Raw genomic sequence first — 26,758 nt, 5'->3', positions numbered from 1 at the left:
TCACCTCTTAGTTTCGGATGTTTTGATTAGGATTACGGTTGTATTCATCACCGAGAATACCCTGAGTTTCAGGGTTTGAAGCCAATTTCTTCATATAGGCTTCGTATTCTTCAGGAGAAACAACCTTGACGTTGAAGAGCATTTCCGAATGGTATTCGCCACAAAGCTCTGCACACTTACCAGCATATGTAGCTTCTTCAGCACCAGTGGTGAAGTACATGTGGTTGGTCATACCAGGAACGGTGTCTCGTTTTTCCAAGAAAGCAGGAACCCAGAATGAGTGAATAACATCGCGGGTTTTAAGAACGAGATCAACAGTTGAATTCGTTGGCAAATATAGAGTTGGAAGAGTCTCTTCGACTCCTTCGGAACCGTCAACGTTCAAATGTGCTTGAACACCTGAAGTGTGCACATCGGAATCTAGGTAGTTGAAGTCCCAAGCCCACTGCTTGCCATACACTTCAATGGTGACGTCAGGGTTATCAGATTTTGGTGCAGTGATTTGACGTTCAGCAGTATCAGAGAACGTAAACAAGCTGACAATCATGATAACCGGAATAATGGTGTAGAAGATCTCCAGAGGAGCGTGGTAGCTCAGCTGGCGTGGATAACCGGTTTCATTTTTGCGTCGACGGTAGGCAATAATGCACCAAAGCATTAGTCCCCATGTGATCAACCCAACAACGATGGCAGCAGCCCAAGATCCAATCCATAGATCCATGATGGTGTCTGCGTTATCGGTAACTCCACGCTTCGTGGGCAACCAACCCACCTCTGCCTGATCTGAACAACCTGTCATCAGCAATACAGAAGCTGAGGCAATGGCGCTAGTAGCCAGTGCCTTGAGCTTAATACTGCCGGTTCGATGCTGCGAACTCACAGACGGCCCTTCCTTTTAGCGGTGTGCGTGCTATCTAAGACGAAAACTGTGTGTGGACAGAAAACGCCTCTAAAAATTCTTTCAGTATGAGCTTACCTTGATTCTGCTCATTCTGCTGACACTGTGTCACTGAACTTGCCGCTATTTCTTAACTATTTCGGTATTTTTACTCTTTTAAGAGGGATATCGGGGTTGTTAGTAGATCTTATTAACCTCAATATCCCTCTCAAAACTTTGTCATCACGACTCTTAGTGGAAAGAATCTCCACAAGCACAAGAACCTTGTGCATTGGGGTTGTCGATAGAAAATCCCTGTTTTTCAATGGTGTCTTCAAAATCAATGGTTGATCCATCGAGATAAGGAACACTCATTCGGTCAACAATGACTTCTACCCCATCGAAAGAACGGATTGCGTCTCCATCGAGGACTCTTTCATCGAAGTACAACTGATAAATTAGCCCTGAACAACCTCCTGGCTGAACAGCGACACGTAGACGCAAATCTGTTCGGCCCTCTTGTTCTAGTAGGGCGCGTACCTTCTGTGCCGCAACGTCAGTCAGGTTGACTCCGTGTGTGGGAGTGTCGGTGGTTACTGTTTCGGTCATTACCAATTCCTTCTCTTAGTGGATTAGCTTGCAAAAGCAGACTAAAGGTATGTGCTACTCAATATCCTAGAACATAAATACTCTTATCAGTATTCCTTGAAGCTCTAACGTGTTGAGAGACATTGTTCGTTGAAGAAAACGAAAGCACTATTGGCTCAGGTGGCTAATCATCAAAGCCTCAGCCAAAATAGCGCGCTCAAAATCAGGAAGATATAGAGACTCGTTTGCGCTATGAGCGCGAGTATCTGGATCTTCAATTCCGGTAATCAGAATATGAGCCTCAGGGAAGACCTCTTTGAGGTCTGCAATAAACGGGATAGATCCGCCCATGCCTGTTTGTACGGGCTCAACATCCCAAGCGGTGTGCATTGCGGCTAAAGCAAGCTCAACGCTGTCTTCTGTTGGGTCTGCACTGAAAGGCTGTCCACTATCTGATGCCGTATATCGAACTTCTGCACCCCACGGAACATGCTTAAGTAAGTGCTCTTCAAGTTTCTGGTGCGCTTCTTGAGGGTTTTGTCCCGGTGCGAGTCTCATGCTTAACATTGCTCGAGAACTTGCTGCAATAGTATTTGAAGACTCAGCTACTGATGGAATATCCATTCCAATAATAGAGATAGCTGGCTGTGCCCATAGGCGCGAGGTGATACTTCCTTCACCTGCAAGAGTTACTGAATCAAGAATTCCTGAGTCTTGACGGAAGTCTGCTTCTGGGTATTCAACCTCAGGTTCAGGTGCATAAGTTAAACCTTCAACTGCTACTGAACCTTTAGCGTCGTGTAATGTGCTCAACAAGCGAACTAAAACAGTATGAGCATCCAACATTGGGCCACCAAACATACCAGAATGAACAGCATGATCACCCACACGAACTTCCACTGATCCACTGGCAACACCACGTAAGCCCGTCGTTAAAGCAGGAACACCCGCACGCCAATTCGCCGAGTCAGCAACCACAATCACATCGCTAGCCAACTTCTCACGATACTTCTGAATAAACGACGTAAAACTCGGCGAACCAGCTTCTTCTTCTCCCTCAATAAAGAGAGTCACTCCAGCTAAAAATTGTTCACCAAGTACCTCGCTCACAGCACGAAACGCAGACAAGTGAGCCATAATGCCAGCTTTATCGTCAGCTGCCCCGCGACCATACAACCGGTCACCTTTGCGAGTAGCCACAAAAGGCTCAGTATCCCAAAGTGCGCAATCACCAACCGGCTGAACATCGTGATGGGCATAAAGCAAAATGGTGGGATACCCTTCAGCAGCAGGCTTCGTTGCAACAACAGCAGGCATACCCTCTTTTTGATCAGGCCCATACGAGGCGCTAAGAATCTCTACCTCTGGAAAACCAGCAGCTAAAGCTAACTCCTTGACCTTCTGAGCGCTACGAGTAACCTCAGAAAGATCAAAACTTTCCCACGCAATAGATGGGATAGCAACAAGATCTGTCAACTCTTGAAGAGTCTGCTCAAAATCCTGACCAATCTTTTCTTGAAGAGCCTGACGATACGGAAAACTAAACTTTGATTCAATACTCATAGATATAACATTACGCGGTTATGAGCGTTCTTGCAGATTCTCCGATATTCTTAGAGAGTGTTTGGACGTAAAAAGAAATCTAGTGAACAAGAGCCCCTGGTAGAAGAAACCACGGTAGCTCCCAATGAAGACCCCCAAAACCCGCATTACACTGCACCCAAAGGGCGACCAACCCCTTCTCGAAAAGAACGAGAAGCAGCACGGAAAAAACCTCTCATACCGGCTGATAGAAAAGCCGCGAAACAAGCAGAGCGAGAAGCTATCCGTGAACAACGCCTACGCGAAAACAGAGCAATGCACACCGGCGAAGAACGGTATCTACCGGCACGAGATAAAGGACCTCAACGTCGCTATATTCGTGACTATGTAGACGCCCGATTCAACATTGGTGACTTCATGATTCTTGCTGTCATCTTTATCTTCGTTCTGGGGCTATTTACCCCTCAACTACGTTTCATCTCCACTGCTCTTATGTGGCTATTCATCCTCATCTGGGCACTCGACAGCTGGATGATGTGGCGTAAATTGAAGAAGAAACTCCTCGAAAAATTTTCAGACATCGAACCAGGAAGCGCATTCTATGCGGTCAATCGTGTCTTAATGATTCGACGCTTCCGTCTACCGAAACCACAGGTTAAACGCGGAGAATACCCACGATAAAAAACCTATAAAAATGCTCCGTGTTCGTTTACTTTCTAGTAAACGAACACGGAGCATTTTTATATATTAAGAGCGTAAAGCCAATAAATCCTTATTAATGCGGTGAGCCCACAACGGCCCCTCATACAAGAACGCAGTGTACCCCTGAACTAAATCAGCTCCAGCATCCAAACGTTCCTGAACGTCCTGAGCATCAGTAACTCCACCCACTGCAATAATCGACAAACGCTCACCCACATATTCTTTGAGCAAACGAATAACCTCTAACGACCGAGACTTAAGAGGCCTGCCCGAAAGACCTCCCTCACCACAAGCTGCAACTTCTTCTGCAGAAGAAACCAAGCCTAGATTCTCTCGAGCGATAGTCGTATTTGTCGCGATAATTCCGTCAAGCCCTAAATCAACAGCTAACTGTGCAATATCTTTAATATCTTCATCCGCAAGATCCGGAGCAATCTTCACCGCCAAGGGAACTCGACGAGAAGAGACAACCTTATCAGCCTCAGCCCGAACAACTTCAAGTAACGGACGTAAAGATTCCACTGACTGCAAAGAACGCAACCCCGGAGTATTCGGAGAGCTAACATTGACAACTAAATAATCAGCCTGTGGCGCCAACGTACGCGTACTAATCTTATAATCTTCTAAAGCGTCTTCCAAAGGTACAACTTTTGTCTTCCCGATATTGACCCCCACAATAGGCCGCACCTGCTGAGAATCATATTCAGCATCAATATCAGCTCTTGCACTAGCAATACGCGGACCAACTGTCGCTGCACCATCATTATTAAATCCCATGCGATTAACCACCGCATAATCTTTGACTAAACGGAAAAGACGTTTGGGCGGATTGCCCGGTTGAGCATGCGCCGTAACAGTACCGACTTCAACATGCCCAAAACCTAAATCAGTTAAAGCGTTAATAGCTCGAGCCTCTTTATCAAAACCAGCAGCCAAACCAAAAGGAGACGGAAAATCTAATCCCATGACGGTGGTCTTAAGCTGCGGATGAGGCCGCAAAAAACGACGACCCAAACGAGTCACCCCAGAAGCCCTGAGGAATCGAATACCCCAATAACCCACCCTATGGGCTTTCTCCGCGTCCATAGGGACAAAAATAACTTTGAATAAGGCAGGATAAATCCTCATAACAACCTCTTTACCATCAGCAATACAACGCTACAACAATTCTAACGTTTCAAAAAATTTAAGACTAACGCCCCGCAACCTGATCTACCGCACCACCATAACGACGATCACGGCGAGCATACTGCTCAACAGCATCCCACAGCACCAAACGGTCGACATCTGGCCACAACACATCAAGAAACACCAGCTCTGCATAAGCACTTTGCCACAACAAGAAATTTGAAGTACGTAACTCCCCCGAAGACCGAAGAAACAAATCAACATCAGGTACTTCTGGATGATACAAATACCGCGCTAACATCTTCTCATTCACAGACTGCGGTTTAACCACCCCTGCAGCAACATCTTGAGCAAGAGCTTGAGCAGCGTCTGCAATCTCAGCACGCCCACCATAGTTGACACACATAACTAACGTGCATACCGTATTATTTTTTGTCTGCTCCTGACAATATTCCAGCTGACGGATAACAGATTTCCAAAGCTTTGGCTTACGTCCTGACCATAGAACCCGAACACCCCATGACTGCAAAGTATCTAACTGACGAGTCAAAACTTCCGTCACAAAACGCATAATAAAACTGACTTCATCAATACTGCGACGCCAATTCTCTGTAGAAAAAGCATAAGCGGAAACGTACGGAATGCCCATCTCAATAGCACCAGCAACCACATCAACAAGAGAATGCTCCCCCGCTTTATGGCCCTCATTACGAGGCAAACCGCGTTGATTAGCCCAACGCCCATTACCGTCCATCACCACCGCAACATGACGCGGAACAAACTGACTCGGAATCTTCGGGGCAACAGCCCCAGAAGGGTGCGGATCAGGAAAAACAGGCATAACTACATATCCTTTTTCAACAGGGAGAACGATTTAAGAGGTTTCTCTAAATGCCATTGTACGTACCCAGAGACAAAAGAGAAGGCAGCTCGAGATAACAACTCCGTATCTAACTGAGCCAACCTCCCCCATTGAGAATGACTAACAAGTATCAAATACTGACGAACATCCTCTGACATCACAAAAACTTTAGAATGAACAATAGAACGACTACACACGTTACATACAGCACCATATTCTGATGCAAACCGCCACGGACCCTCACAACCATCACAAATAGCACAAGAATCTAGCGAGAAACCCCAGCCAGCATACCCTAATGCACGGAGCACATAAGAATTAAGAACATCATAAGGACGAAGACGCTCTTGAGCTAAAGCAGACAAAGCACCAGCTAAAAGAAGAAAATGAGACTCAACAACCTCACCTTCAAAAGAGGTTAACGCCTCAGCAACCTCGCTCAAAGCAGAAGCAACAATATAGGAAGAATAATTACCCATAATTGCACCTGTATAAGCACGCCGAGTCTGAACCTGCGTCACCGTCGCTAAATTTTTACCTGACCGTAAAGACACATCAACGTACATAAACGGCTCAAGCCGACCACCAAAAGCAGAACGTCCTTTACGCACACCACGAGCCACCGCATGAACCACACCATGAGAACGGGTCAAGAGAATGATAATACGGTCGCTCTCCCCCAAAACTTGGGTCCTCAATACTAATGCCTGATCCGTATACGAACGCGACGTTGAAGCTACCGTACTCACAACAGCCATTATCTCATATCACCGAAAGAAGAACAGAAAACCGGCACAAGAACTCTTCAAGCTCCTACGCCGGTTTCCCTAGCAATATCAGAAAAATTTTAGCCTTCTTCACGTAAAGCACGGTTCACCGCAGAAGTAAGAGCCTTTAACGAAGACCACGTCGTTGACGAGTCAATACCGATACCCCATAACACACGATTGCCAACAGCTGCCTCAATATAGCTAGCAGCCTGAGCCTCTGACGTTGAAGATAACGTATGCTCAGAATAATCAAGCACCCTCAAATCAACACCTTCAGACTGGAAAATAGACTGCATCGCATGAATGGGTCCGTTACCCGTACCAACTCGTTCAAAACGGCGACCAGCAACATTCAACCCCACACGTAAGGTCGTCACACCACCGGCTTGAGACTCTACAACCATGGAATCCAAATAGAACCTTCCCCAACGCTGAGCGACATCATGATGAGGTAAATACTCATCATTAAAAATCCTCCAAAGATTCTCAGACGTAACTTCGCCACCCTCAGCATCTGTCTGAGCCTGAACAATCGACGAAAACTCAATCTGCGCACGGCGAGGTAAGTCTAAACCAAAATCTTTCTTCATAAGATAAGCGACCCCACCCTTACCAGACTGAGAATTTACACGAATAACAGCCTCATAACTACGGCCAACATCTCGCGGATCAATCGGAAGATACGGAACCTCCCACACCAAATCGTCAATGCTCTTTCCTTGTTGCTGAGCAGCCTTCTCCATTGCTTCAAAACCCTTTTTAATAGCGTCCTGATGAGAACCAGAAAAAGCCGTGAAAACGAGGTCTCCACCGTATGGAGAACGCTCATGTACCGGAAGCTGATTACAATACTCAACGGTACGACGAACCTCATCAATTTGAGAAAAATCAATCTTAGGGTCAATTCCTTGCGTAAACAGGTTTAACCCTAAAGTAACTAAATCGACGTTACCAGTGCGCTCGCCATTACCAAACAAACATCCCTCAATACGATCTGCTCCGGCAAGATACCCAAGTTCTGCTGCAGCAACTCCTGTTCCTCGATCATTATGAGGGTGCAAAGACAAAATGACGTGTTCTCGATGTTCAAGATGTCGACTCATCCACTCAACAGAGTCAGCATATACATTCGGAGTTGCCATCTCCACCGTTGCCGGAAGGTTAATAATCACTTCACGTCCGGGGCCGATGCCTAACTCGTTTGTTACCGCGTTGCAGACTCGTGCAGCATATTCTAATTCAGTTCCAGTAAAAGACTCTGGTGAATACTCATAGGTGATTTCTGTGCAAGAAGCGTATTGTTCCTCATATTTCATGCACAAGCGTGCACCGTTAAGGGCAATGTCTAAGATGCCGTCTTGATCTTGATTAAAAACAACCTTGCGCTGCAAAACAGAAGTAGAATTATAAAAATGAACAATGGCTCGTTGAGCCCCTGCAAGAGCCTCAAAAGTCCGTTCAATAAGATGCTCGCGGCACTGCACTAACACCTGAATCGTGACATCGTCAGGGATATGTCCACCCTCAATAAGAGTACGAACAAAATTAAAATCAGTTTGTGAAGCAGACGGAAACCCTACCTCAATTTCCTTATATCCCATCCTCACAAGTAGCTTAAACATTGCTAGTTTACGTTCGCTATCCATGGGATCGATAAGTGCCTGATTACCATCTCGTAAATCGACAGCGCACCAACGTGGTGCCTGCGTCGCAACCTTATGTGGCCACGTTCTATCAGGTAAGTCAACAGCAATCTTTTCAGAAAAAGGGCGGTACTTATGTACTGGCATAGGGGAAGATTTTTGAAAATTTTTCATGGTGTATGATGCCTTAGCTTGAAGAAAAAGAAAGATCGGAAACAAAACTCCGTAACGACTCTCCGAACTCGTCAATACTGAATTTTAGGGGTCGTTACGGCAACTAAGGAGAAAATAAGAAATATGTATCACCTCTTGAACGTACCACGAGAGTGAAATTCCTCAAGAAAACAACTCTCCCCCATTCCAATATATGAAAAGGGTGTGTAGCTTTATGACAAAGCTACACACCCCAATATTTTTAACGCTCAACCCTAATATTCATAGGATTGCTGGCACTTTACCTGATCAGCAGTTTGACCAGAAGCATCACCAGCAATAGACGTTTCTTTCTGCGAAAGAACATCCCCCGACGTGAAATCCTGACCAATCACTACAGTCACAGCATCATAAGAAGCCGATCCTTCAACCGCCGTAATACCGAGTTTTTGAGCAATCTGCTGAGCTTGTCCCGCGTAACCAGCTGGATAATATACCGCTGAAGCCGCGTATTCAGTATCAGAATGTTCTGCCGTAATATGTGAATATCCCAAGGAAGCGACCACTTTTTCAATATCCTGTTCACGATGTTCAGCGCCTGAAGCGTTAAGCACCGTAATCGGAGCAGAATAATCTAAAGAGACCTGCTCCTCAGCTGCCTGCTCAGGTTCTTGAGTCTCTTCTGTTGGCGCTTGTTCCGGAGTAGGTGCAGGCTTATCCGTCAGTCCACGATCCTCGCGAAGACGTTCGAATAGGTCTTCTGAAGAAGGAGCCAATTGCAACTTATTTGCATCATAAAGATATGGCTCATGCGGAACTGTCGCAAAAACTACTTTGCTCAAATCTATGCCAGCAAACATGGTGCCAATATTGACAAGGGTTGCCGGATTCGTCAATCCTTTATCTACCGTGACGTTCTGGGTAATAGCCTCAGCAATATTAAATAACTGAGTAGGGTTCGTCAACGTTCCCTCTGATTTAACCTTACGTAGAAGAGACGCAAGAAAACTTTGTTGAGCAGCAATTCGACTGGTATCACTACCATCACTATAACCGTGACGAGAACGCAAAAATGCTAGAGCCTGTTCCCCCTCTACCGATGAAACGCCTGCAGGTAACTTCAAACCGCTGTAGGAATCATCGATAGCTTGGGTGACACATACCTGAACGCCACCAACAACATGAGAAAGAGCCTTGACCGCATTAAAATCGACAAGCATAAAATGGTCAATATTAATACCGGTCAAAGAACTAATGGTTGCTACCGTACAACCAGGACCACCGTGATTGAGCGATTCATTAATCTGCAGTCCAGAAGCTGCTGGATAGACCATTCCCGTGGTAGGGCTCGTGCATTTGGGGATGTCAACGATGAGATCTCGTGGAAAAGAAATAACCGAAACGTTTTGACGGTCTTGGCTGACCTGAACCAGCATCATCACATCTGAACGGGCCCCAGAATTAGCGTCTTCCAAACTACCGTAAGCAGCATTGTTGCCAGCTCGTGTATCTGAACCAATGACAAGAATATCTAAAGGTCCATCGCTGAGACGTCCATTAGCATATTCACCAATGTTCAGTGACGCTGTATGGACATTAGTACGCAGACGTAAAAGATTAACTCCTGCTACTGCCACCATAAAAAGAAACACTCCAACGCAGGACAAAGCAATCCATCGGTAAGGGCGGGAACGTACCGGCTCTTGACGCATGTGTCGCCCAAACCCTACAAGACGATTCGGGCCGGAAGAGTTCTGCTTCGGATGTGTCACTGATTCTCCCATCAGAAAATACTAAAAATAATGGTTTGGGTCATATCTATATACTCAATCATCGTTACCGTTGATAAATTTCATCAGCGGTCATCATGATTACTTAGAACCCTAGTCTTCCTAATGCACGCGGGTCACGTTGCCAATCTTTTGCAACCTTCACATGAATATCTAGATACACTTTAGTGCCTAATAATGCTTCAATATTTTTACGGGACTCTGCACCAATTTCTCGGAGTCGAGACCCTCCTTTGCCGATAATAATTGCTTTTTGAGAAGGGCGTTCAACGAAGAGATTGACATGAATATCAACCAATGGGTTATTTTCGGGACGACCCTCACGAGCCTGCATTTCTTCAACAGTAACTGCTACTGAGTGAGGCAGTTCATCTCGTACACCTTCAAGTGCAGCTTCACGGATGAGCTCAGCAACGAGGGTGACCTCTGGCTCATCCGTCAGTTCACCTTCCGGATATAACGGCGGGGAATCTGGTAAGAATGTTGAGAAAAGTTCAGCCAGCTGGTCAACCTGATAATCTTGAACAGCTGAAACAGGAATGATCGAAGCCCATCCGCCCTGACCATCAACAATAGGGGCATTAAGCTGAAAATCTTGCCCACGACGACGTGCTTTTTCCCGTTGTGCAGCAGGACCGCTATTCTTACGGAACGGAAGATCCTCAGTAGTGTTTTTCTTGTGGGTGGACTGTGTACGCCGTTGAGCGCGTTGGGTGCGCTGGGCGCGCTCTGCGCTCATGACCTCTTCACCTAAGGCCTGAACCGCGAGTAGATGCTCGGCAAGCTCTGCCGAAGAAACTTTATCCGCCTTAGTCACAATAGCTACGATTGGTTTATGCCCTGCAGCTGCAATTTGAGAAGCGATATAACGGTCGCCAGGGCCAATTTTTTCATCAGCAGGAATACAGAACCCAATAACATCAACTTCAGAAAGCGTCTGAGCAACCATATCGTTCAAACGCTCACCTAAAAGAGTGCGGGGACGATGTAGCCCCGGTGTGTCAACGAGAATTAACTGAAAATTATCCTTATGAACTATTCCACGAATCGTGTGACGAGTCGTCTGCGGACGGTTCGACGTAATAGCAATTTTTTGGCCTACAAGCGCATTTGTCAACGTAGACTTACCAGCGTTTGGACGCCCAACAAGAACCGCGAAACCTGCAGAAAAATCTTCCGGAAAAGTGGAAAGCTCCACACAAACTCCCTTAATCAATGAATATAACTATTCTTTATACTCTACCGTGATAAAAGGCAAGCAGCACCTAACTACTCCTGTGCCCTCCCTCTAAATCTGCTTGAGAACTACTTGAAGCACTATCTGCTATCTCTTCTGCCTCTTTGTGATCGGCAGACCATACCAATAGAGTGCCAATCTGATTACGGCGACCACGAACGCCAATAGCACGGATACCAATACCGCTGACCACAACACTGCTACCAATAATAGGAACCTTACCAAGATGCTTCGATAACAAACCTCCGGCAGTATCTACCTCTTCATCATCAAGTTCAATGTTGAAGAGCTCCCCTAGCTCTTCAACGCTAAGACGAGAGCTAATTTTGAACGTTCCATCTGATTCAGCTTTTACCTCGGGTGTTTCTTGGTCATATTCGTCAGAAATATCACCAACAAGCTCTTCAATCAGGTCCTCAAGAGTAACCAATCCAGCAGTACCACCATACTCATCAACAACGATAGCTACATGCGTAGATTCTCGTTGCATCTGACGTAACAAGTCCATGACTCGTTTAGATTCTGGCTCAAACCGAGCAGGACGTAAAAGTGAAGCAACCGTATGAGTAGAAGATTCGCCTTGCCCTGTTACCGCAGCCTCAACCACGTCTTTGAGATAAAGGAAACCTTGAATATCATCAAAATCTTCACCTAAAACAGGCATTCGAGAATATCCAGAACGCAAGAAAAGATTGATGGCATTTTCTAAAGTCTCATCAATATCCATGGTGACCATATCTGTGCGCGGAACCATCACCGAACGAATACGCGTCTCATCCAACTCAAAAATAGAGTGAACCATCTGTGCTTCTTCGTTTTCAATGGTTGATTGAGTACTAGCTCGATCAACGAACTCTTTTAACTCATCTTCGGTGAAATATCCTGCACGAGTTGGTTCATTCTCAGAATCTTTATGACGTTGAATCACCGAACCTGGTAAAGGCCCCAATACGAAACGTAAGAAATACACCACTGGATAAAAACGGCGAACATACAATTCAGGGTGTGTACGTCCTGACTTCTGTGGCGCCACGGTAAAGAAGAAATAACTGACCGCAGACATCACGAGACCTGTTAGTAGCGCACTAATCCATACGGTATTCCACAGTAATTGCAATACTGTAAATGCTGCTACTACCGCAAATGTTTCAAAAATGCCACGCCACAGTCGAACCGAAAAAATATAAGGATCAAGAAAATCAGCAATCGCAGCGAGTTTATTGGTTCCCCGCTCTTTACTGAGATGCTCCATCTCTGTTGAAGGAAGATACGTAAAAGCAGTTTCTACAGCGCGTAGCACATATGCACAGCCAATAAAAAATATCAGTAAAACAGGAAGAAGAAAGAAAGCCATAAGTTTAATACCGTGTTTCTACAGGTGCAGGACGTCCTAAGAATGCTTCGAGAATGGAACGCTGAAGAGCGAACATCTCTGCTTCCTCTTCAGCATTTGCGTGGTCATAGCCAAGACAATGCAAAATCCCATGTACTGTCAACAGGCACATCTCATCGATAGTGCTATGCCCCGCTTGTTGACCCTGACGAGCAGCTACTGTAGGGCACAAAACAATATCGCCTAAAATACCAATGGTGGGGTTCTCTGGTGTCCCAACGCTGAGCTCATCCATAGGGAAAGACATGACATCTGTTGGTCCGGGAAGATCCATCCATTCAAGATGGATACGTTCCATCTCTGCTTCACCTACAACAGCTATAGAAAGTTCTGTGTCTTCTGAAATGTGCAGATGCTCAAAAGTGTGGTGCACTAAATTTGTAATCGTCTGCTGGTCAAAGGAAGCAAAGGATTCTCTCGTCCACTCGTCAGCAGAATCCTCAAGAGATTCAATATCAAAATCAATAGGCATTAGCTGTCCTTCTCTGCTTCAAAACCAGTTTTCTCTAGCAACTTTTCTGCAGCTGCTTCAATTGTCTGACGTTTAACCTTGCGTTGACGTTTACGTTCCATAGCAGTTTTGTCTTCGTCCCAGCGGTTATAGGCAGAAACAATATCAGAGACTAAAGCATGACGTACAACGTCTGTCGCATCAAGAATTGAGAAACTAATATCATCGATGCCTTCAAGGATTTGACGTATCTGACGTAATCCGGAGGCCTGACCATGAGGCAAATCAACCTGAGTAATATCGCCCGTAACCACAATTTTTGACCCAAATCCTAGACGTGTAAGAAACATCTTCATCTGCTCAACAGTAGTATTTTGGGCTTCATCTAAGATGATGAAAGCATCGTTCAGCGTACGCCCACGCATATAGGCTAAGGGGGCAACCTCAATAGTTCCAGCTTCCATAAGTCGTGGAATAGACTCAGGGTCTAACATATCGTGTAATGCATCATAAAGAGGGCGAAGATATGGGTCAATTTTATCGTTGAGAGATCCTGGCAAGAAACCTAGCCTCTCGCCTGCTTCAACAGCGGGGCGTGTCAAGATGATGCGGTTAACTTCTTTAGCCTGTAAAGCTTGAACAGCTTTAGCCATTGCCAGATAAGTTTTTCCGGTACCAGCAGGGCCGATACCAAAAATAACGGTATTATCGTCGATAGAATCTACGTATTTCTTCTGGTTAATGGTTTTCGGACGAATACTTTTGCCACGTGAGCTAAGGATATTTTGAGACATGGCAACAGCAGGACTTGCTAATTCAGCCGAAAGCATCCCAACGATTCGTGAAATAACCTCAGTCGTAATCGGAATAGATTGCTTACTGAGATGGCACAACTCCCCTAACAGCCGAATAACGGTCGTTACGAGTTCAGAATTTCCAGTAATGAGTAAATCTAAGTTTTTGGGTTGGATTGTAATTCCTGGGAATCTATCTTCTAATAACGTCAAAAAACTATCTGAAGGGCCTAACACTGAGACCATCTCATGATCAGACGAGAAAGAAAAAGTACGTACAACAGATAAAGGACGATCTTGATGGGGATGTATTGCGGTGATAGGGTTCTCTTGCACTAGTGCTCCTTTAAACTCCACTGGTCAATAGTCTATCGGGATGCTGGTCTTCTGCGGAGTATGAAGCCAACGAAAATACTTCTTCCCTATACGAAAAAATTTAGAAGTGGGCTTCTACCATATTTGCGAAATCGTATTAATAACGCACAGTGCGGCACTTCCTGCGGTAGAAGATCGTAATACGTGTTCGCCTAAGAGACAGACTGCGGCTCCAGCTTTTTCAAATGCCTCAAGCTCCTGCTCAGATATACCACCTTCTGGGCCAACAACAAGATAAATACGTTGAGGTAAACTCTCTAACTCCGAGATGTGCTGGGTCAATAGGCGTGTTCCTTGCTCATGCAAGATAATAACCATAGCACCGTGCGTAACCTCTTGTGCGATACGTTCAGCTAAATCGTGTGAAGATACAAGATTTTCGACCTGAGGTATCCAGCTACGTCGTGCCTGCTTTGCCGCAGCACGGACGGTGTTATTCCATTTCGTGTGAGCCTTTACTGCTCGTTCTTTTTTCCAACGAACGATAGATCGGTCAGCGCTCCAAGGAATGACTCCCCAAATACCTAATTCAGTGGCGGTCTCTATCGCCAATATGTCTCTATCCTGTTTAGCTAACGCTTGAACAAGAATAATTTCGGTTGATGGTTCTTCGTGCAAAATAGTGTTTACACGAACTTCTAACCCATCCTCAAGATATGAGAATACTTCTGCTTCGGCTCGTGTACCTTTACCGTCAGCAAGGTCTATGGCCTCACCTATCTCTAAACGTTTCACGACTTTAGCATGATGCCCCTCTACCCCCTGCACAGCGATAAGCTGCCCTGAAGTTACTGACTGAAGTTCATCAGAGGAAACATAGAAAATAGGTGAGGTCACAGAATATCCTTTGTACTTTTTAACGATCGAAACGTTCTTTGAAACGTGAGAAGAAACCGTGCTTCTCACGTACTGTTTCACTAATTTTGAGGTCTTCTTGACGGCTCTGAGCAAATTGTTGAAGCATTTCGCGTTGCTCTTCAGTCAAATTCGTCGGTGTTTTGACCTGGACATGAACTTTGAGCGAACCTCGATCTGCTCGATCAAAATGAGTCACTCCTAATCCTTTAAGCGTGACAACATCTCCAGATTGAGTACCAGCTTTAATGCTTACGGTTTGTGGACCATCAAAAGTTTCTAAAGTGACTTCTGTACCTAGGGCAGCTGCCGCCATACTAATAGCGATGGTGGCATGTAAATCATCATCTTCACGTGTGAAAGTATCGTGTTGATTGACGCGAAGATCCACATAGAGGTCTCCTGCTGGTCCGCCTGCTGTACCGGCCTCACCATAACCGGCTAGACGCATACGCGCGCCGGAAGAAACACCAGCCGGAATTTTAATGGTGATGGGCTTCCGTTCTCGGACTCGTCCTTCGCCGTAACATTCTGGGCAGGGGCTTTGAATAACAGTGCCGAAAGTATTACAAGATGGGCACGCGACAGGCTGTACTACAGTTCCAAGGATAGATTGAACTTGTCGTTGCATATATCCTTGTCCACGGCAGGTGTCACAGGTGACAGGGGCTGTTCCTTCAGCGCAACCGTCACCATCACATTTTTCGCAGGTTACTGCGGTATCAACGGTAATAGGTTTTTCTGCACCAAATACGGCATCTTCAAGGCTGATACGAACCGTAATGCGAGCGTCTTGACCCTGACGTGTTCGGCTTGTAGGGCCCTGTTGCGGTTGGTTAAAGAAGGTCTCAAAAATATCCGAGAATCCGCCAAAACCTCCGAAGTTTGCGCCTCCGAATCCGCCTTGTGCCTGTCCGTTTTCGTTGCCGGTCTGGTCGTAAATACGTCGTTTATCAGGATCAGAGAGAACATCGTGGGCATGTGATACGCGTTTGAACTCTTCAGCTGCTTCTGCCGAGGGGTTAATATCGGGGTGAAGCTGACGAGCTTTCTTACGGTATGCCTTTTTGATTTCTTCGGGGCTTGCATCGGGGGAAACACCTAATGTTTCATAGTGACTGCTCACTCACATCATCCTTATCGTGTGTTGCTATGTGTTGAAAGTATTTTGTAGAAATTCTAGTCGTTGAGAACTAACTACCCAAAATTTTTGAAAGATATTTTGCTACGGCTCGCACTGCGGCTGTACTTCCTGCATAATCCATTCTGGTTGGGCCAACAACCCCAAGCTTAGCGGTACAACTAGGCGAACTATATACAGAAGTAACGATAGACGTTTCGCTCAGAGGGGCCGCACTATTTTCTGTGCCAATACGGACAGCGTATCCTCGTGGGTCTTGAGCCATCTCAGCTAGTAAATGCAGCATCGTTACTTGTTCTTCTAGAGCTTCTAAGATGGGTGCGATGCTGGTGCTGAAATCTTCTGTTGCTTGCGCCAGATACGAAGTTCCAGCAATAAGAAGTTTCGAGGTATCTTTGGGTGAAAGCAGCTGGCCTAACGCATCAAGAACCCCGTTCTCTAGGCTATGAGGAACATCACGAGAGGAAGGTAATGAAGCTAAGAGGGAACGTGCAACCTGATATTTCTGTTGCTGACATTTTTCGATGAGTCGAATTCGAAGCAGCTCAAGCTCTTCTTCCCTATACCGTTCAACTTGCGCTAGTCGTTGGGTGAGCTGCCCAGAGTTGCTAATCAACATTACCGTTACATGATGTTCTCCAACAGGTATTAGCTCAATATGTCGAACAACATTCTCTGGTGCAGAGGGGTACTGAAGAATCGCAACCTGCTGAGTTAGCTGCGACAGTATTTTAACTGTCTGTGCAAGTATTTCATCAACACTGTCATAAGAGTCTAAAAGACGGTGAATCGCACGTTTCTGCGCAGTCGAAAGAGGACGAGGATTAGAAAGCTCATCCACGAAGAAACGATACCCTTTTTCTGTGGGGATACGTCCCGCGCTCGAATGCGGTGCTGAGATGAGTCCCTGCTCTTCAAGGATAGACATATCGTTACGAACCGTAGCGCTAGAAACGCCTAAATGATGGCGTTCGATGAGCGCTTTAGACCCCACCGGTTCGCGGAAACTGATATAGTCCTCAACGATTGCTTGGAGGATCTTATGCTGACGAGATTGCGTCACGGAACCTACCTTGAAATAGAGAGAAATTAGCACTACTGCACTTTAAGTGCCAATGTAACTGTAGTACTGAAACCTATTAAAACCCTAGCGCGTACGCTCAGGGCTAATGGAATAAAATACTTACTATGGAAAATTACTATGCGTGGGGTGCTCAAGAACTCAACCAACTACACCAAAGAAGCCAACCAGAGATACAAGAAGTTCATCTGGTTCAAGGAATGCTCCTTGAAGACGTTCATAGTGGTTGGGTTGGGATTGCTAAAACGTATGAGCGTATCGGCGCTGAAGGTATGGTGGGATTAGAAGACGCTCGAGGGAAAATTAAAACTTTTCCCTTAGGATTTGGCTTTCTTCTTGAAGGAACTCCTGTCAAAGTGCTACCGCCACGGGCACATGCCACTCGTTCTGTTCCTAAAATTAGTCGCTCTGGATCTATTGCCGTAGAGAATGTGCCGGCACAAGTTGCCCGCGCCTCACGTATCTGGGTCGAAGGTATCCACGATGCAGAACTGGTTGAAAAAGTATGGGGGCATGACCTACGAGTTGAAGGTATTGTGGTAGAACCTCTACACGGTATTGACGACTTGCCTGATGCTGTTCGTGAGTTTTGCCCTGCACCACACCGACGATTAGGTGTTCTTGTTGACCATCTAGTAGAAGGTTCTAAAGAAAGCCGCATTGTGGCTCAGGCGTTACAGATACCTGGTGCTAGGAACAACGTGCAGATTGTTGGACATCCTTTTGTCGATATTTGGCAGGCTGTACGCCCTCAACGACTAGGAATAAAAAAATGGCCAGTTATTCCTCGTGAAGAAGAATGGAAAAAAGGTGTACTCAAAAGGCTAGGATTGCCCTGCACGAGTCAAGAAGATGTTGCTCAGGCATGGAAAAAGATTCTAGGACGAGTGAACTCTTATCAAGATTTAGAACCTACTCTGTTAGCTCCGGTTGAACAATTAATCGATTTTCTGATGGAATCACCTGAGTAAAGGTTTAGCTGTGCCAAAGGTCTCGACTAAAGTGAAGAAAAAGATCACAAAAGTTCTTCTACATTGAACACATCAGACCTAGAATGGATTGTAATCTTTTATCTCGTAATCATTTAGCCTGTCTCGCAACTTTTAGAAGAGTGAGTGTTTTTTTGAAAACTGTTGTATCCCCTGACTCTAAGTTTGAGGGTTCATCCACACCTATGAACAAGTTAACGGTCCAACAGGATCGCAACATCGCAACCCTCGCCCACTTTGGAGGCGTCATTGGTTGCATCCCCTCGGGTATTATTCTTTACCTCTACCGAGGACGCGGACCTTTCGCCGAACAAGAAGCTCGTGAAGCATTTAATTTCACCCTCTTGCCCTCTATCGTCATCGTGTTTTCGGTACTTTTTGCTGGAACACCTAAAATTGGTTGGCTATTTGGCCTCATCGCAGCATTGACGTGGACGTATCTTGCGTTCATGTCTTTACGCGCTGGAATTAAAGTCAACCGATCTAACCCCTACCAATACAAATTCAATACTTTTCTCTTTGAACGTATCGTCTCACTGACAGAGAAGAAAAAATAATCCTGTCAAAAATCAACTGTGGGTGGTGTGCATCGCTTATAAGCGATGCACACCACCCACAGTTTTATCAGAACACCTCGAAAGCAAAAAAATTATTCTGGAAGCAGTTCTCTGGTGACTGCATCGCCTAATAAACGCCCCTGAAGAGTCAGCCCCACAACACCGCGTTTAAGCTGCTCATCGTCAATAAGTCCCTGATTTTGCAGCCACCGAAGCTTCCGGTTGAGAATTTCAGTACCATGAACTTTGGATAACGTCTCATAGGGAATACCATCAACAGTACGGAGCTCCAACATCACCTTTTCAAAAAACTGCGTCTTTTGATCAAGAATTTCACGAGCTGCTGCCGGTGAATCTCCTTGCCGAAGACGATGCGCGTAGGTTACGGGATGTTTAACATTCCACCAGCGTGTACCAGCAATATGAGAATGTGCACCAGGGCCAATTCCCCACCAATCTTGGTTACGCCAATACGAATAGTTATGAGTACTCCGATAGCGTGGTGCCTTTGCATAATTAGAGACCTCATACCAGTGGTATCCGGCCTCTGTGAGTAGTTCTTCTGCCAAAAGATACATATCTGCCATCAGGTCTTCATCTGGCATATGATACTTGCCTCGACGAATCTGAGCAGCAAGTTTTGTGCCATCTTCAACAATGAGCGAATACGCAGAAATATGGTCAGGCTCGTAACTAATTGCAGCTTCTACAGAACGTCTCCACTGTTCGAGCGTCTCACCAGGAGAACCATAAATCAAATCAACAGAAGTCTGTAATCCCTCGTGAGAAGCCCACGAAACAACTTTCGGAACATTCTCTGGCGTATGAGTTCGTTCAAGAACCGAAAGAACTTCAGGGACAACTGACTGCATCCCAATAGAAACACGCGTAAACCCGCCTGAAGCAAGCACCGCGAAATCTTTTTCTGATACAGAATCCGGATTAGCCTCAGTCGTAACCTCAGCCTCCGGAGATAAACCAAAAAGTTCGACAGCGTGACGTAATATTTTCACTAAATCTGCTACTGGTAATTTTGTGGGTGTCCCTCCCCCAAAAAATACCGTATTCATCGGACGTTCCGGAGCCCCTGAACCTGTTAAGACCCGCTGAGCAAAGTCTAACTCTGCTATAGCGTCGTTTGCATACGTAGCTAAACCGACACCTTGCCCAAAATCTTCGGTAGCGTAGGTGTTAAAGTCACAATAGCCACATCGGATAGAACAAAAAGGTACGTGAACGTACAGACTGAACTCTTGATGCTTACTAGCTGCAACAGATTCGGCGGGTATCATTCCATCACTAGGAGCAGGAATACCTAAAGGTTGCGCCGGAGGGGTCACTTCTTAGACTTGTCCTTAGCTTCTTCAGTTGAGGATAGAGCCGCAATGAACGCTTCCTGTGGGACCTCTACCCTGCCGACCATCTTCATACGTTTCTTACCCTCTTTTTGCTTCTCCAAAAGCTTACGTTTACGAGAAATATCGCCACCATAGCATTTGGAGAGAACATCTTTACGGATAGCACGAATGTTCTCACGAGCAATAATACGAGAACCAATCGCGGCTTGAATAGGTACCTCAAATTGTTGACGAGGAATCAGTGTTCGTAGTTTTCCTGTCATCATCACACCATAAGAATAAGCCTTATCTCGGTGCGTGATAGCAGAGAACGCATCTACTTTCTCACCTTGTAAGAGAATATCGACCTTCACCAAATCAGCTTCTTCTTCCCCGTCAAATTTCCAGTCGAGGGACGCATAACCACGGGTACGTGATTTGAGCTGATCAAAGAAATCAAAAACAATTTCTGCAAGAGGAATACGGTACCGTAGCTCAACACGATCTTGAGATAGGTAGTCCATCCCACCCATGATGCCACGTCGTGATTGGCAAAGCTCCATGATTGCACCGATAAACTCGCTGGGAGCAATAATCGTACAAGCAACCATAGGTTCCTTAATCAGTGCTACTTTTCCTTCGGGAAATTCGCTGGGGTTTGTCACCCGTCGAGAAGTTCCGGATTCATCAACTACATCGTAGATAACGTTAGGCGCGGTAGAGATGAGGTCTAGATTAAACTCTCGTTCGAGGCGTTCACGCACAATTTCAAGGTGTAGAAGACCTAAGAATCCGCAACGGAAGCCAAAGCCCAACGCGGCGGAGGTTTCTGGCTCATAAACTAATGCCGCATCGTTGAGCTTGAGCTTATCAAGAGCATCTCGAAGCGCCGGATAGTCAGAACCATCAATAGGGAACAGCCCCGAAAAAACCATCGGTTTGGGGTCTTCATATCCTCCAAGAGAGTCTTCAGCTGGATGGTGAGAGGACGTAACGGTATCACCGACGCGAGACTGGCGTACATCTTTCACACCGGTAATAAGATACCCGACCTCTCCGACTCCAAGACCTTTCGACGGGATAGGCTCTGGAGAAATAACACCAATTTCTAATAGGTCGTGTTCTGCGCCGGTAGACATCATTTTAATTTTTTGACGAGGGCTTAGCTTTCCGTCAACTACACGAACATAGGTGACGACTCCTCGATAAGAATCGTAAACCGAATCAAAAATCATGGCGCGTGCTGGTGCCTCAGCGGAGCCTTGAGGGGCAGGAATCAGCTCAACAATGCGGTCAAGAAGTTCTTCAACGCCTTCTCCCGTCTTACCAGAGACTCGTAAAACATCTTCTGGTTCAACTCCAATAAGATTTGCTAGCTCTTCAGCGTATTTATCAGGCATAGCAGCTGGCAAATCAATTTTGTTGAGAACTGGAATAATTGTTAGTTCGTTTTCCATCGCTAGATATAGGTTAGCGAGTGTCTGCGCTTCAATTCCTTGAGCGGCGTCGACAAGCAGTAATGCACCTTCGCATGCTGCCAGAGAGCGAGATACCTCATAGGTGAAGTCAACGTGACCGGGGGTGTCAATCATGTTCAAAGCGTAGGCCGTGCCATCAACTTCCCAGGGCATGCGAACGGCCTGTGACTTGATGGTGATTCCCCGTTCGCGTTCAATGTCCATGCGGTCAAGGTACTGTGCTTTCATATCGCGCGGTGTAACAACGCCGGTTGCTTGAAGCATGCGGTCAGCCAACGTAGATTTCCCGTGATCAATATGAGCAATAATGCAGAAATTACGAATAATTTCTGGTGATGTTGCCGCGGGAACGGGAGCATTGGCAGCTAGAGGTGACACGTAGGGCATTCCTTTCAGCCGCAGAAACCTGCGAATAATATGATCATCAAATATCTAGTTTCCCATGTTTTCTGTTTTTCTGCTGTCTAAGACGTGATAAACACTGAAGATAATGGCGGTAATCTCAATAACAAGCAGACAACGATGGTCAAAACAGTTATGTTAAGGGAATGAAGTTTAATATTTCAACGGTGCGCCGTATCATTAGTCTTGCTCAGAGAGCCTACCGAGAATTCCAGAAAATTCAGCAAGGACCAGCAGATTCTGCACCTCGTCGAAGCTCTGGTAGCGACACAACCCGTCGTGAAGATTTTGCGGCTCGATACCCCGGTGATTATCGTGGCCCTGTACATTTTGAATATTCTCCCCATCTTGACGGAGAGCCAGACCCCGGTGAAGTGGTGTGGACGTGGGTGCCTTATGAAGAAGACCACACTCGAGGAAAAGACCGCCCCGTCATTCTCATTGGAAGAGATGGACAATACTTATTAGCTTTGATGCTAACAAGTAAAGACCATACCAACTCAACTCATCGAGATCGAAACTATATGGACATCGGCTCAGGGTCTTGGGATAAAAGCGGACGTGCCTCTGAAGTGAAGCTCGATAGAATTATTCGAGTAAACCCAGCAGATATGCGTCGAGAGGGTGCAGTGATGGATAAAACCACTTTTAATCGCATTCATCAAGCATTAGCCCATCGTAGTGCGTGAGAGGATTCTCAAACAACACGGTAAATGTGGGGAATAACTCTACTGACTCTGCCATAAGTTTCTGCTAGAGTTTCCTATGTGTGTCCGATGGTCATCGGGCACTGCTGATCGGTTGCCATAGGCATCCCCACGCCGCTCAGTCGATGATCGATCAGCGTAGCCCTCACCGACCAATTAGACAAAAAAGAAAGTTTTAATCGTGGCTAATATTAAGTCCCAGAAAAAGCGCATCCTCACCAACGAGAAGGCTCGCCTTCGTAACAACGCTTACAAGTCTGAGCTAAAGACCGCTATCCGCAAGGTTAACGAAGCTGTTGAGGCGCAGAACGTAGAAGAAGCAACTGCTGCACTTCGTTTTGCAAGCCGCAAACTGGACAAGGCTGTTTCTAAGGGCGTTCTTCACAAAAAGACCGCTGCTAACAAGAAATCAGGTCTTGCTGTACGAGTAAATAAGCTTTCCTAATTTCACTTATCGTTCTCGGACGGTAATTGTCTATTAGTGAAGTGATGAGTAGTCCCCGGTAAGTTAACTTACCGGGGACTACTCATATCCAAAGACTATACCGGAGTCGTTATGAACGACTCATCGTAAGAATTGCCTTTTCAAGCGCAAATAAGGGGTCGGTACTCTCCCCTTTAAGCTGGGCATCAACTTCTGCTAAGACACGAAAAATTTCCGCCAAATCTTGCTCTGAAAAACGTCGCGAATCACGTTGAGCCTGCTCAACCTGCCACGGAGCCATCTTGAGTTCTGCCGCTAACGCTGCAGCATTCCCACGACTTCCATAGACTCTAGCAATATGACGCATACGAGCAGCTAAAGCCCCGACAAGAGGTATAGGATCTACACCGGTTGCTAAGGCATGACGTAAAAGCCTCAACGCTAACCGACTATTACCAGAGACCACAGCGTCAGAAACTTTAAAAGCTGTTACCTCTGTTCTTCCCCCATAATACTTATGAACAAGTTCTTCAGTAACAACATCAGGAGCGTCGCTCATTAGCTGAGAACAGGCAGAAGCTAACTCTGCTGTATCAGCACCAGTAGCCGCTACCAGAAGCTGAACTGCTTTAGCCTCAATAGTTTTTCGATGATCTTTAAACTCCTGAGAGACAAACTCTAACTTCTCACGGTCTGTCTTGAGAGGTTTACACTCCACCAGAGGAAAAGACTCCGAAGCACGGAAAAAATCAACTAATTTCTTCCCCCTGCTGTTCGAAGCATTATGAGACAACACCATTGCTATATGAGTCTCAGGACGTTGAAGATAATCCATCACATCATGAAGAAAGTCCTCGCTCATCGAAGAAAGCTGATCGACCTCAATAATTTTTGAAGTACTAAACAATGACGGACTAGCAGCTGCAGCGAGTTCCCCTCGCCGATAGTCCTTTGCCGAAATCTCTACTCGATCAGCATCTGGATAATGCTTCATAAACTGCGCACGAATCCGTGTCTTTGCACGCGAAATAAAATATTCTTCACTACCCCATAACAACGTTGCTGGCGCTACCTGAGCTGACCGCCACGATACTGCAGAATTAGTAGAAGATGAACGAGTCTTCCTCGCCATAAAATGTGCCTTTCAACGTGACCAAAAGATAAAACTTATTTTCTCACAGAAGTACCTGAAGACTTTTCTTTAAACAACATCACAAAGAACGAAATAAAGGTTAGAAGCATAACAGCTCCTAGCGTAATTATCACGCTCAACATACCAGAGGGAACTTCAAGAGAACTAAACGGCAAGCTGGTAATACCCCGTGCAATCAACACTAATACATGAGCAGGGAACCAACCTATCTGTAGCAGCATATCAACAACCCAAAACCATCGACATAACCAACAACATAAGACTAATAACCCCACGACACTTAACGGAAGAACACAGATACTGGCAAACATATTTGCAAGAACCGTATATGGTGTAATTTTTTGCGTCAAAAGAACAAGCAACGGCGCACACCATAATGAAGCTGCTAAAGGAATCGCCAAAAGTTCAGACAACCATAAAGGAAGATGCCACGACAAGATATTAACCAGAATAGGTGCAAATACTATGAGTGCACTAGATGAGATAACAGAAAGAGAAAACCCCACACTGACTGATAGCTCAGGAGCATACACTAAAAGAACGATGACGCTCAACGACAAAAGATGCAACGAATACTTCATACTCCCCCGCAATACGGTATATGCCCCAAGTACACCCATAACCCATGCCCTGAGTACCGAATCTTCCCAACCTACTACGGCAGCATAAAAGAACGTCGCCATAGAAGCAACGAAAATACTATAAGAACGCACAAACCTAAAATACGTTAAAAATCGATAAAATAGCACAAAAATAAACGCAATATTTGCCCCTGAAACAGCAGTTAAATGTGTTAACCCAGCAACTCGAAACTCTCGACGATTCTGTGCGGGAAGCTGACTATCATCCCCATAACCCAATCCCAAAATTAAAGATCCCTCTGCTGGGCCGACTCTAGACGAGGCATAATGTGAAAGTCTCTCCTGAGATTCCTTAAGGAAAGAAGAGCTACCTTTCGATAACGGGTACACCTTAACCGAACTTAACTGAAATTGCGGTATGGAATTTTCTGGAACACCAATAACCTTTACAAACGTCCCCTCCTCAAACCTCTTTGAGGAGAAGAAGGTCATAGGAAGATTCAAAGATTTAACGTGCTTTAACGAAGGATGAAAAACTTTCTCCGCATGGAGGTACACCACATAACGGTGTGAAGCTATCTGGGAAGAACGCTGAACACTTCCCCAAAAACGTGCAGAACTCCCCTCAAGCTGCTCAAGAACATGAACCGAACGTGTAATATCTCTGGAAGATAGGTTTAGTCCCTGACAACAAACAGCCAAAAACACACTAGATAAAGTCAAACATATAGAGAAGAACACCCTGAAACGCTGTGGACCTAAAAAGAAGCCCCATATAAGAGAACACAACACACCTCCACCGACAACAAGAACATTATTCGATAATCCAAACCCTGCATAAGTCATCAACGTATAAACCCATATGAAAAATGCAGCTAAAACTAATCGAAAATCATGGTATGAAGAACTCACACGAATACGAGATATCATCACTAAACTCGCACTAAGGGCCGCAACCGTTCAAGAAGTGCCGGTCCGATACCTGAGACACTTTCTAATTCAGTAACATCACGAAAACCTCCATGAGCCTGCCGAAACTCAATAATTTTTTGTGCCGTGGCTGGACCAACTCGAGGAAGAGTCTCTAACTCCTCAGCAGAGGCTGTATTAATATTCACTAGAGACGATGAAATACCATCAACTTGACGATGAGACGTCGACGTCTCTGAGAACATATCGCTACTCTGCCCCTGAAAAAGAACACGTATCTGCTGCCCATCAGAGACTTTCGACGCCAAATTAATAGAATCTGAATTCGCGTCTTCTACCAACCCCTGAGCTGCTGAAATAGCATCAGCCACACGACTCTGGTCAGGAAGTTCATAGAGCCCCGGAGACTTCACCGCACCCACGACATGAACCCACACCGAGGAAACTGAAAGCGCAGAAGGACTACTTCCCGAAAGCTCTTCTACCGAAAAATCGGTTGGATGGGACGAAACTTCTTTTTCTGGAAACAATACCTCATCAGATGAGGACGAAAAGAACACCCAAGCACCAAGAACCGCCAAGACAATAGCTAAAACAACGACGATGCTCCAAGGAACTTTCCACCTTAAAACTTGCTGACCATAATGTTCGTGAGCGTCGATATCAGGCTCGCCCAGCTCCTCGTACAGGCTTATAGAACGTTCCCCACCATCAATATGACGGGCACGATAAAGCCGATGCATAGGGGCAGATTCTGACGAACATGAATCAACCTCAGCGTATGAGTTTCGAAACGACGAACCAGAAAAACTTTTCAT

25 protein-coding genes are annotated in these 26,758 nt (G+C 45.7%); 5 read left to right on the top strand and 20 right to left on the bottom strand.

The genetic code is table 11. The features are described 5' to 3' along the window. Positions 1-7 precede the first annotated feature (7 nt). From coxB to ACN08X_RS03335, 3 genes are all read right to left on the bottom strand, one after another. Positions 8-880: a cytochrome c oxidase subunit II gene (gene coxB / locus ACN08X_RS03345; protein ID WP_419107881.1), complete on the bottom strand. Its 873-nt coding sequence runs from the start codon at positions 878-880 to the stop codon at positions 8-10. 249 nt (positions 881-1,129) lie between these two features. Further along, positions 1,130-1,486: a HesB/IscA family protein gene (locus ACN08X_RS03340; RefSeq protein ID WP_419101706.1), complete on the bottom strand. Its 357-nt coding sequence runs from the start codon at positions 1,484-1,486 to the stop codon at positions 1,130-1,132. A gap of 147 nt (positions 1,487-1,633) precedes the next feature. After that, positions 1,634-3,028 carry a dipeptidase gene (locus ACN08X_RS03335; RefSeq protein WP_419107880.1) on the bottom strand — a complete coding sequence of 465 codons (1,395 nt, stop codon included), beginning with the start codon at positions 3,026-3,028 and terminating at the stop codon, positions 1,634-1,636. 57 nt (positions 3,029-3,085) lie between these two features. Between ACN08X_RS03335 and ACN08X_RS03330 the strand changes: the two genes are divergently transcribed. After that, the gene (locus ACN08X_RS03330) at positions 3,086-3,688 is read left to right on the top strand and encodes a DUF3043 domain-containing protein (protein ID WP_419101704.1); all 603 of its coding nucleotides are present in this window, start codon (positions 3,086-3,088) and stop codon (positions 3,686-3,688) included. 66 nt (positions 3,689-3,754) lie between these two features. On the opposite strand, the gene ACN08X_RS03325 is transcribed toward ACN08X_RS03330, so the two are convergent. The 12 genes from ACN08X_RS03325 to hrcA all read right to left on the bottom strand — a co-directional run bounded on the left by ACN08X_RS03325 (position 3,755) and on the right by hrcA (position 17,364). Next, entirely contained in the window at positions 3,755-4,837 is a 1,083-nt protein-coding gene (locus ACN08X_RS03325; protein WP_419107879.1) for a quinone-dependent dihydroorotate dehydrogenase, read from the bottom strand. Positions 4,838-4,901: 64 nt separating this feature from the next. Continuing rightward, positions 4,902-5,678, bottom strand: a complete 777-nt coding sequence (locus ACN08X_RS03320; protein ID WP_419101702.1) for an isoprenyl transferase — start codon at positions 5,676-5,678, stop codon at positions 4,902-4,904. Between the two features lie 2 nt (positions 5,679-5,680). Next, a complete protein-coding gene (recO, locus tag ACN08X_RS03315) occupies positions 5,681-6,448 on the bottom strand; it encodes a DNA repair protein RecO (protein WP_419107878.1) in 768 nt (255 codons plus the stop codon). A gap of 98 nt (positions 6,449-6,546) precedes the next feature. Beyond that, complete coding sequence (leuA, locus tag ACN08X_RS03310; RefSeq protein WP_419101700.1) at positions 6,547-8,286, bottom strand: 2-isopropylmalate synthase; 1,740 nt, start codon at positions 8,284-8,286, stop codon at positions 6,547-6,549. A 254-nt stretch (positions 8,287-8,540) separates the two neighbouring features. After that, complete coding sequence (locus ACN08X_RS03305; protein WP_419107877.1) at positions 8,541-10,037, bottom strand: LCP family protein; 1,497 nt, start codon at positions 10,035-10,037, stop codon at positions 8,541-8,543. Between the two features lie 103 nt (positions 10,038-10,140). Continuing rightward, positions 10,141-11,253 carry a GTPase Era gene (locus ACN08X_RS03300; protein ID WP_419107876.1) on the bottom strand — a complete coding sequence of 371 codons (1,113 nt, stop codon included), beginning with the start codon at positions 11,251-11,253 and terminating at the stop codon, positions 10,141-10,143. 67 nt (positions 11,254-11,320) lie between these two features. Continuing rightward, positions 11,321-12,646: a hemolysin family protein gene (locus tag ACN08X_RS03295; RefSeq protein ID WP_419107875.1), complete on the bottom strand. Its 1,326-nt coding sequence runs from the start codon at positions 12,644-12,646 to the stop codon at positions 11,321-11,323. A 4-nt stretch (positions 12,647-12,650) separates the two neighbouring features. Beyond that, positions 12,651-13,157, bottom strand: coding sequence for an rRNA maturation RNase YbeY (gene ybeY, locus ACN08X_RS03290; RefSeq protein ID WP_419101696.1), 507 nt, complete (start codon positions 13,155-13,157; stop codon positions 12,651-12,653). Then, positions 13,157-14,176: a PhoH family protein gene (locus ACN08X_RS03285; protein WP_419107933.1), complete on the bottom strand. Its 1,020-nt coding sequence runs from the start codon at positions 14,174-14,176 to the stop codon at positions 13,157-13,159. Before ACN08X_RS03285 ends, ybeY begins: the two co-directional genes overlap by 1 nt. A gap of 204 nt (positions 14,177-14,380) precedes the next feature. After that, positions 14,381-15,142, bottom strand: coding sequence for a 16S rRNA (uracil(1498)-N(3))-methyltransferase (locus ACN08X_RS03280; RefSeq protein ID WP_419106515.1), 762 nt, complete (start codon positions 15,140-15,142; stop codon positions 14,381-14,383). A 19-nt stretch (positions 15,143-15,161) separates the two neighbouring features. After that, on the bottom strand, positions 15,162-16,286 hold the full coding sequence (dnaJ, locus tag ACN08X_RS03275; protein WP_419107874.1) for a molecular chaperone DnaJ: 1,125 nt from the start codon (positions 16,284-16,286) through the stop codon (positions 15,162-15,164). 67 nt (positions 16,287-16,353) lie between these two features. Next, positions 16,354-17,364, bottom strand: coding sequence for a heat-inducible transcriptional repressor HrcA (hrcA, locus tag ACN08X_RS03270; RefSeq protein WP_419107873.1), 1,011 nt, complete (start codon positions 17,362-17,364; stop codon positions 16,354-16,356). Positions 17,365-17,489: 125 nt separating this feature from the next. On the opposite strand from hrcA, the gene ACN08X_RS03265 reads away from it, so the two are divergent. Continuing rightward, entirely contained in the window at positions 17,490-18,353 is an 864-nt protein-coding gene (locus tag ACN08X_RS03265) for a DUF3097 family protein (protein WP_419107872.1), read from the top strand. 203 nt (positions 18,354-18,556) lie between these two features. Further along, positions 18,557-18,928 carry a DUF4870 domain-containing protein gene (locus ACN08X_RS03260; RefSeq protein ID WP_419101691.1) on the top strand — a complete coding sequence of 124 codons (372 nt, stop codon included), beginning with the start codon at positions 18,557-18,559 and terminating at the stop codon, positions 18,926-18,928. 92 nt (positions 18,929-19,020) lie between these two features. On the opposite strand, the gene hemW is transcribed toward ACN08X_RS03260, so the two are convergent. Together hemW and lepA are read right to left on the bottom strand one after the other, a co-directional pair. Further along, positions 19,021-20,220, bottom strand: a complete 1,200-nt coding sequence (hemW, locus tag ACN08X_RS03255) for a radical SAM family heme chaperone HemW (RefSeq protein ID WP_419107932.1) — start codon at positions 20,218-20,220, stop codon at positions 19,021-19,023. Between the two features lie 44 nt (positions 20,221-20,264). Further along, entirely contained in the window at positions 20,265-22,121 is a 1,857-nt protein-coding gene (gene lepA, locus ACN08X_RS03250; RefSeq protein WP_419101690.1) for a translation elongation factor 4, read from the bottom strand. Between the two features lie 170 nt (positions 22,122-22,291). On the opposite strand from lepA, the gene ACN08X_RS03245 reads away from it, so the two are divergent. Then, entirely contained in the window at positions 22,292-22,834 is a 543-nt protein-coding gene (locus ACN08X_RS03245) for a type II toxin-antitoxin system PemK/MazF family toxin (RefSeq protein WP_419107871.1), read from the top strand. Between the two features lie 199 nt (positions 22,835-23,033). After that, positions 23,034-23,297 (top strand): 30S ribosomal protein S20, encoded by a 264-nt coding sequence (gene rpsT / locus ACN08X_RS03240; protein ID WP_419101688.1) that lies wholly within the window; start codon positions 23,034-23,036, stop codon positions 23,295-23,297. A gap of 109 nt (positions 23,298-23,406) precedes the next feature. Here rpsT and holA read toward each other — a convergent pair whose 3' ends face one another. The 3 genes from holA to ACN08X_RS03225 form a co-directional block, all read right to left on the bottom strand. Further along, positions 23,407-24,408, bottom strand: a complete 1,002-nt coding sequence (gene holA, locus ACN08X_RS03235; RefSeq protein ID WP_419101687.1) for a DNA polymerase III subunit delta — start codon at positions 24,406-24,408, stop codon at positions 23,407-23,409. Between the two features lie 35 nt (positions 24,409-24,443). Beyond that, positions 24,444-25,502, bottom strand: coding sequence for a ComEC/Rec2 family competence protein (locus ACN08X_RS03230; protein ID WP_419107931.1), 1,059 nt, complete (start codon positions 25,500-25,502; stop codon positions 24,444-24,446). A gap of 440 nt (positions 25,503-25,942) precedes the next feature. After that, the gene (locus ACN08X_RS03225; RefSeq protein ID WP_419107870.1) at positions 25,943-26,758 is read right to left on the bottom strand and encodes a helix-hairpin-helix domain-containing protein; all 816 of its coding nucleotides are present in this window, start codon (positions 26,756-26,758) and stop codon (positions 25,943-25,945) included.

It is taken from the genome of Rothia sp. P6271 (assembly GCF_048512995.1).
Classification (GTDB): Bacteria; Actinomycetota; Actinomycetes; order Actinomycetales; family Micrococcaceae; genus Rothia.
This window is presented reverse-complemented; position numbering and strand designations above follow the sequence as displayed.

Excerpts from the sequence above, each read along its gene's own strand:
- ACN08X_RS03340 (WP_419101706.1), bottom strand. The coding sequence starts at position 1,486 with ATGACCGAAACAGTAACCACCGACACTCCCACACACGGAGTCAACCTG.
- ACN08X_RS03335 (WP_419107880.1), bottom strand. The coding sequence starts at position 3,028 with ATGAGTATTGAATCAAAGTTTAGTTTTCCGTATCGTCAGGCTCTTCAA.
- ACN08X_RS03325 (WP_419107879.1), bottom strand. The coding sequence starts at position 4,837 with ATGAGGATTTATCCTGCCTTATTCAAAGTTATTTTTGTCCCTATGGAC.
- ACN08X_RS03320 (WP_419101702.1), bottom strand. The coding sequence starts at position 5,678 with ATGCCTGTTTTTCCTGATCCGCACCCTTCTGGGGCTGTTGCCCCGAAG.
- leuA (WP_419101700.1), bottom strand. The coding sequence starts at position 8,286 with ATGAAAAATTTTCAAAAATCTTCCCCTATGCCAGTACATAAGTACCGC.
- ACN08X_RS03295 (WP_419107875.1), bottom strand. The coding sequence starts at position 12,646 with ATGGCTTTCTTTCTTCTTCCTGTTTTACTGATATTTTTTATTGGCTGT.
- ybeY (WP_419101696.1), bottom strand. The coding sequence starts at position 13,157 with ATGCCTATTGATTTTGATATTGAATCTCTTGAGGATTCTGCTGACGAG.
- ACN08X_RS03285 (WP_419107933.1), bottom strand. The coding sequence starts at position 14,176 with ATGGTCTCAGTGTTAGGCCCTTCAGATAGTTTTTTGACGTTATTAGAA.
- ACN08X_RS03265 (WP_419107872.1), top strand. The coding sequence starts at position 17,490 with ATGGAAAATTACTATGCGTGGGGTGCTCAAGAACTCAACCAACTACAC.
- ACN08X_RS03260 (WP_419101691.1), top strand. The coding sequence starts at position 18,557 with ATGAACAAGTTAACGGTCCAACAGGATCGCAACATCGCAACCCTCGCC.
- hemW (WP_419107932.1), bottom strand. The coding sequence starts at position 20,220 with ATGATACCCGCCGAATCTGTTGCAGCTAGTAAGCATCAAGAGTTCAGT.
- ACN08X_RS03245 (WP_419107871.1), top strand. The coding sequence starts at position 22,292 with ATGAAGTTTAATATTTCAACGGTGCGCCGTATCATTAGTCTTGCTCAG.
- holA (WP_419101687.1), bottom strand. The coding sequence starts at position 24,408 with ATGGCGAGGAAGACTCGTTCATCTTCTACTAATTCTGCAGTATCGTGG.
- ACN08X_RS03230 (WP_419107931.1), bottom strand. The coding sequence starts at position 25,502 with ATGACCTTCTTCTCCTCAAAGAGGTTTGAGGAGGGGACGTTTGTAAAG.
- ACN08X_RS03225 (WP_419107870.1), bottom strand. The coding sequence starts at position 26,758 with ATGAAAAGTTTTTCTGGTTCGTCGTTTCGAAACTCATACGCTGAGGTT.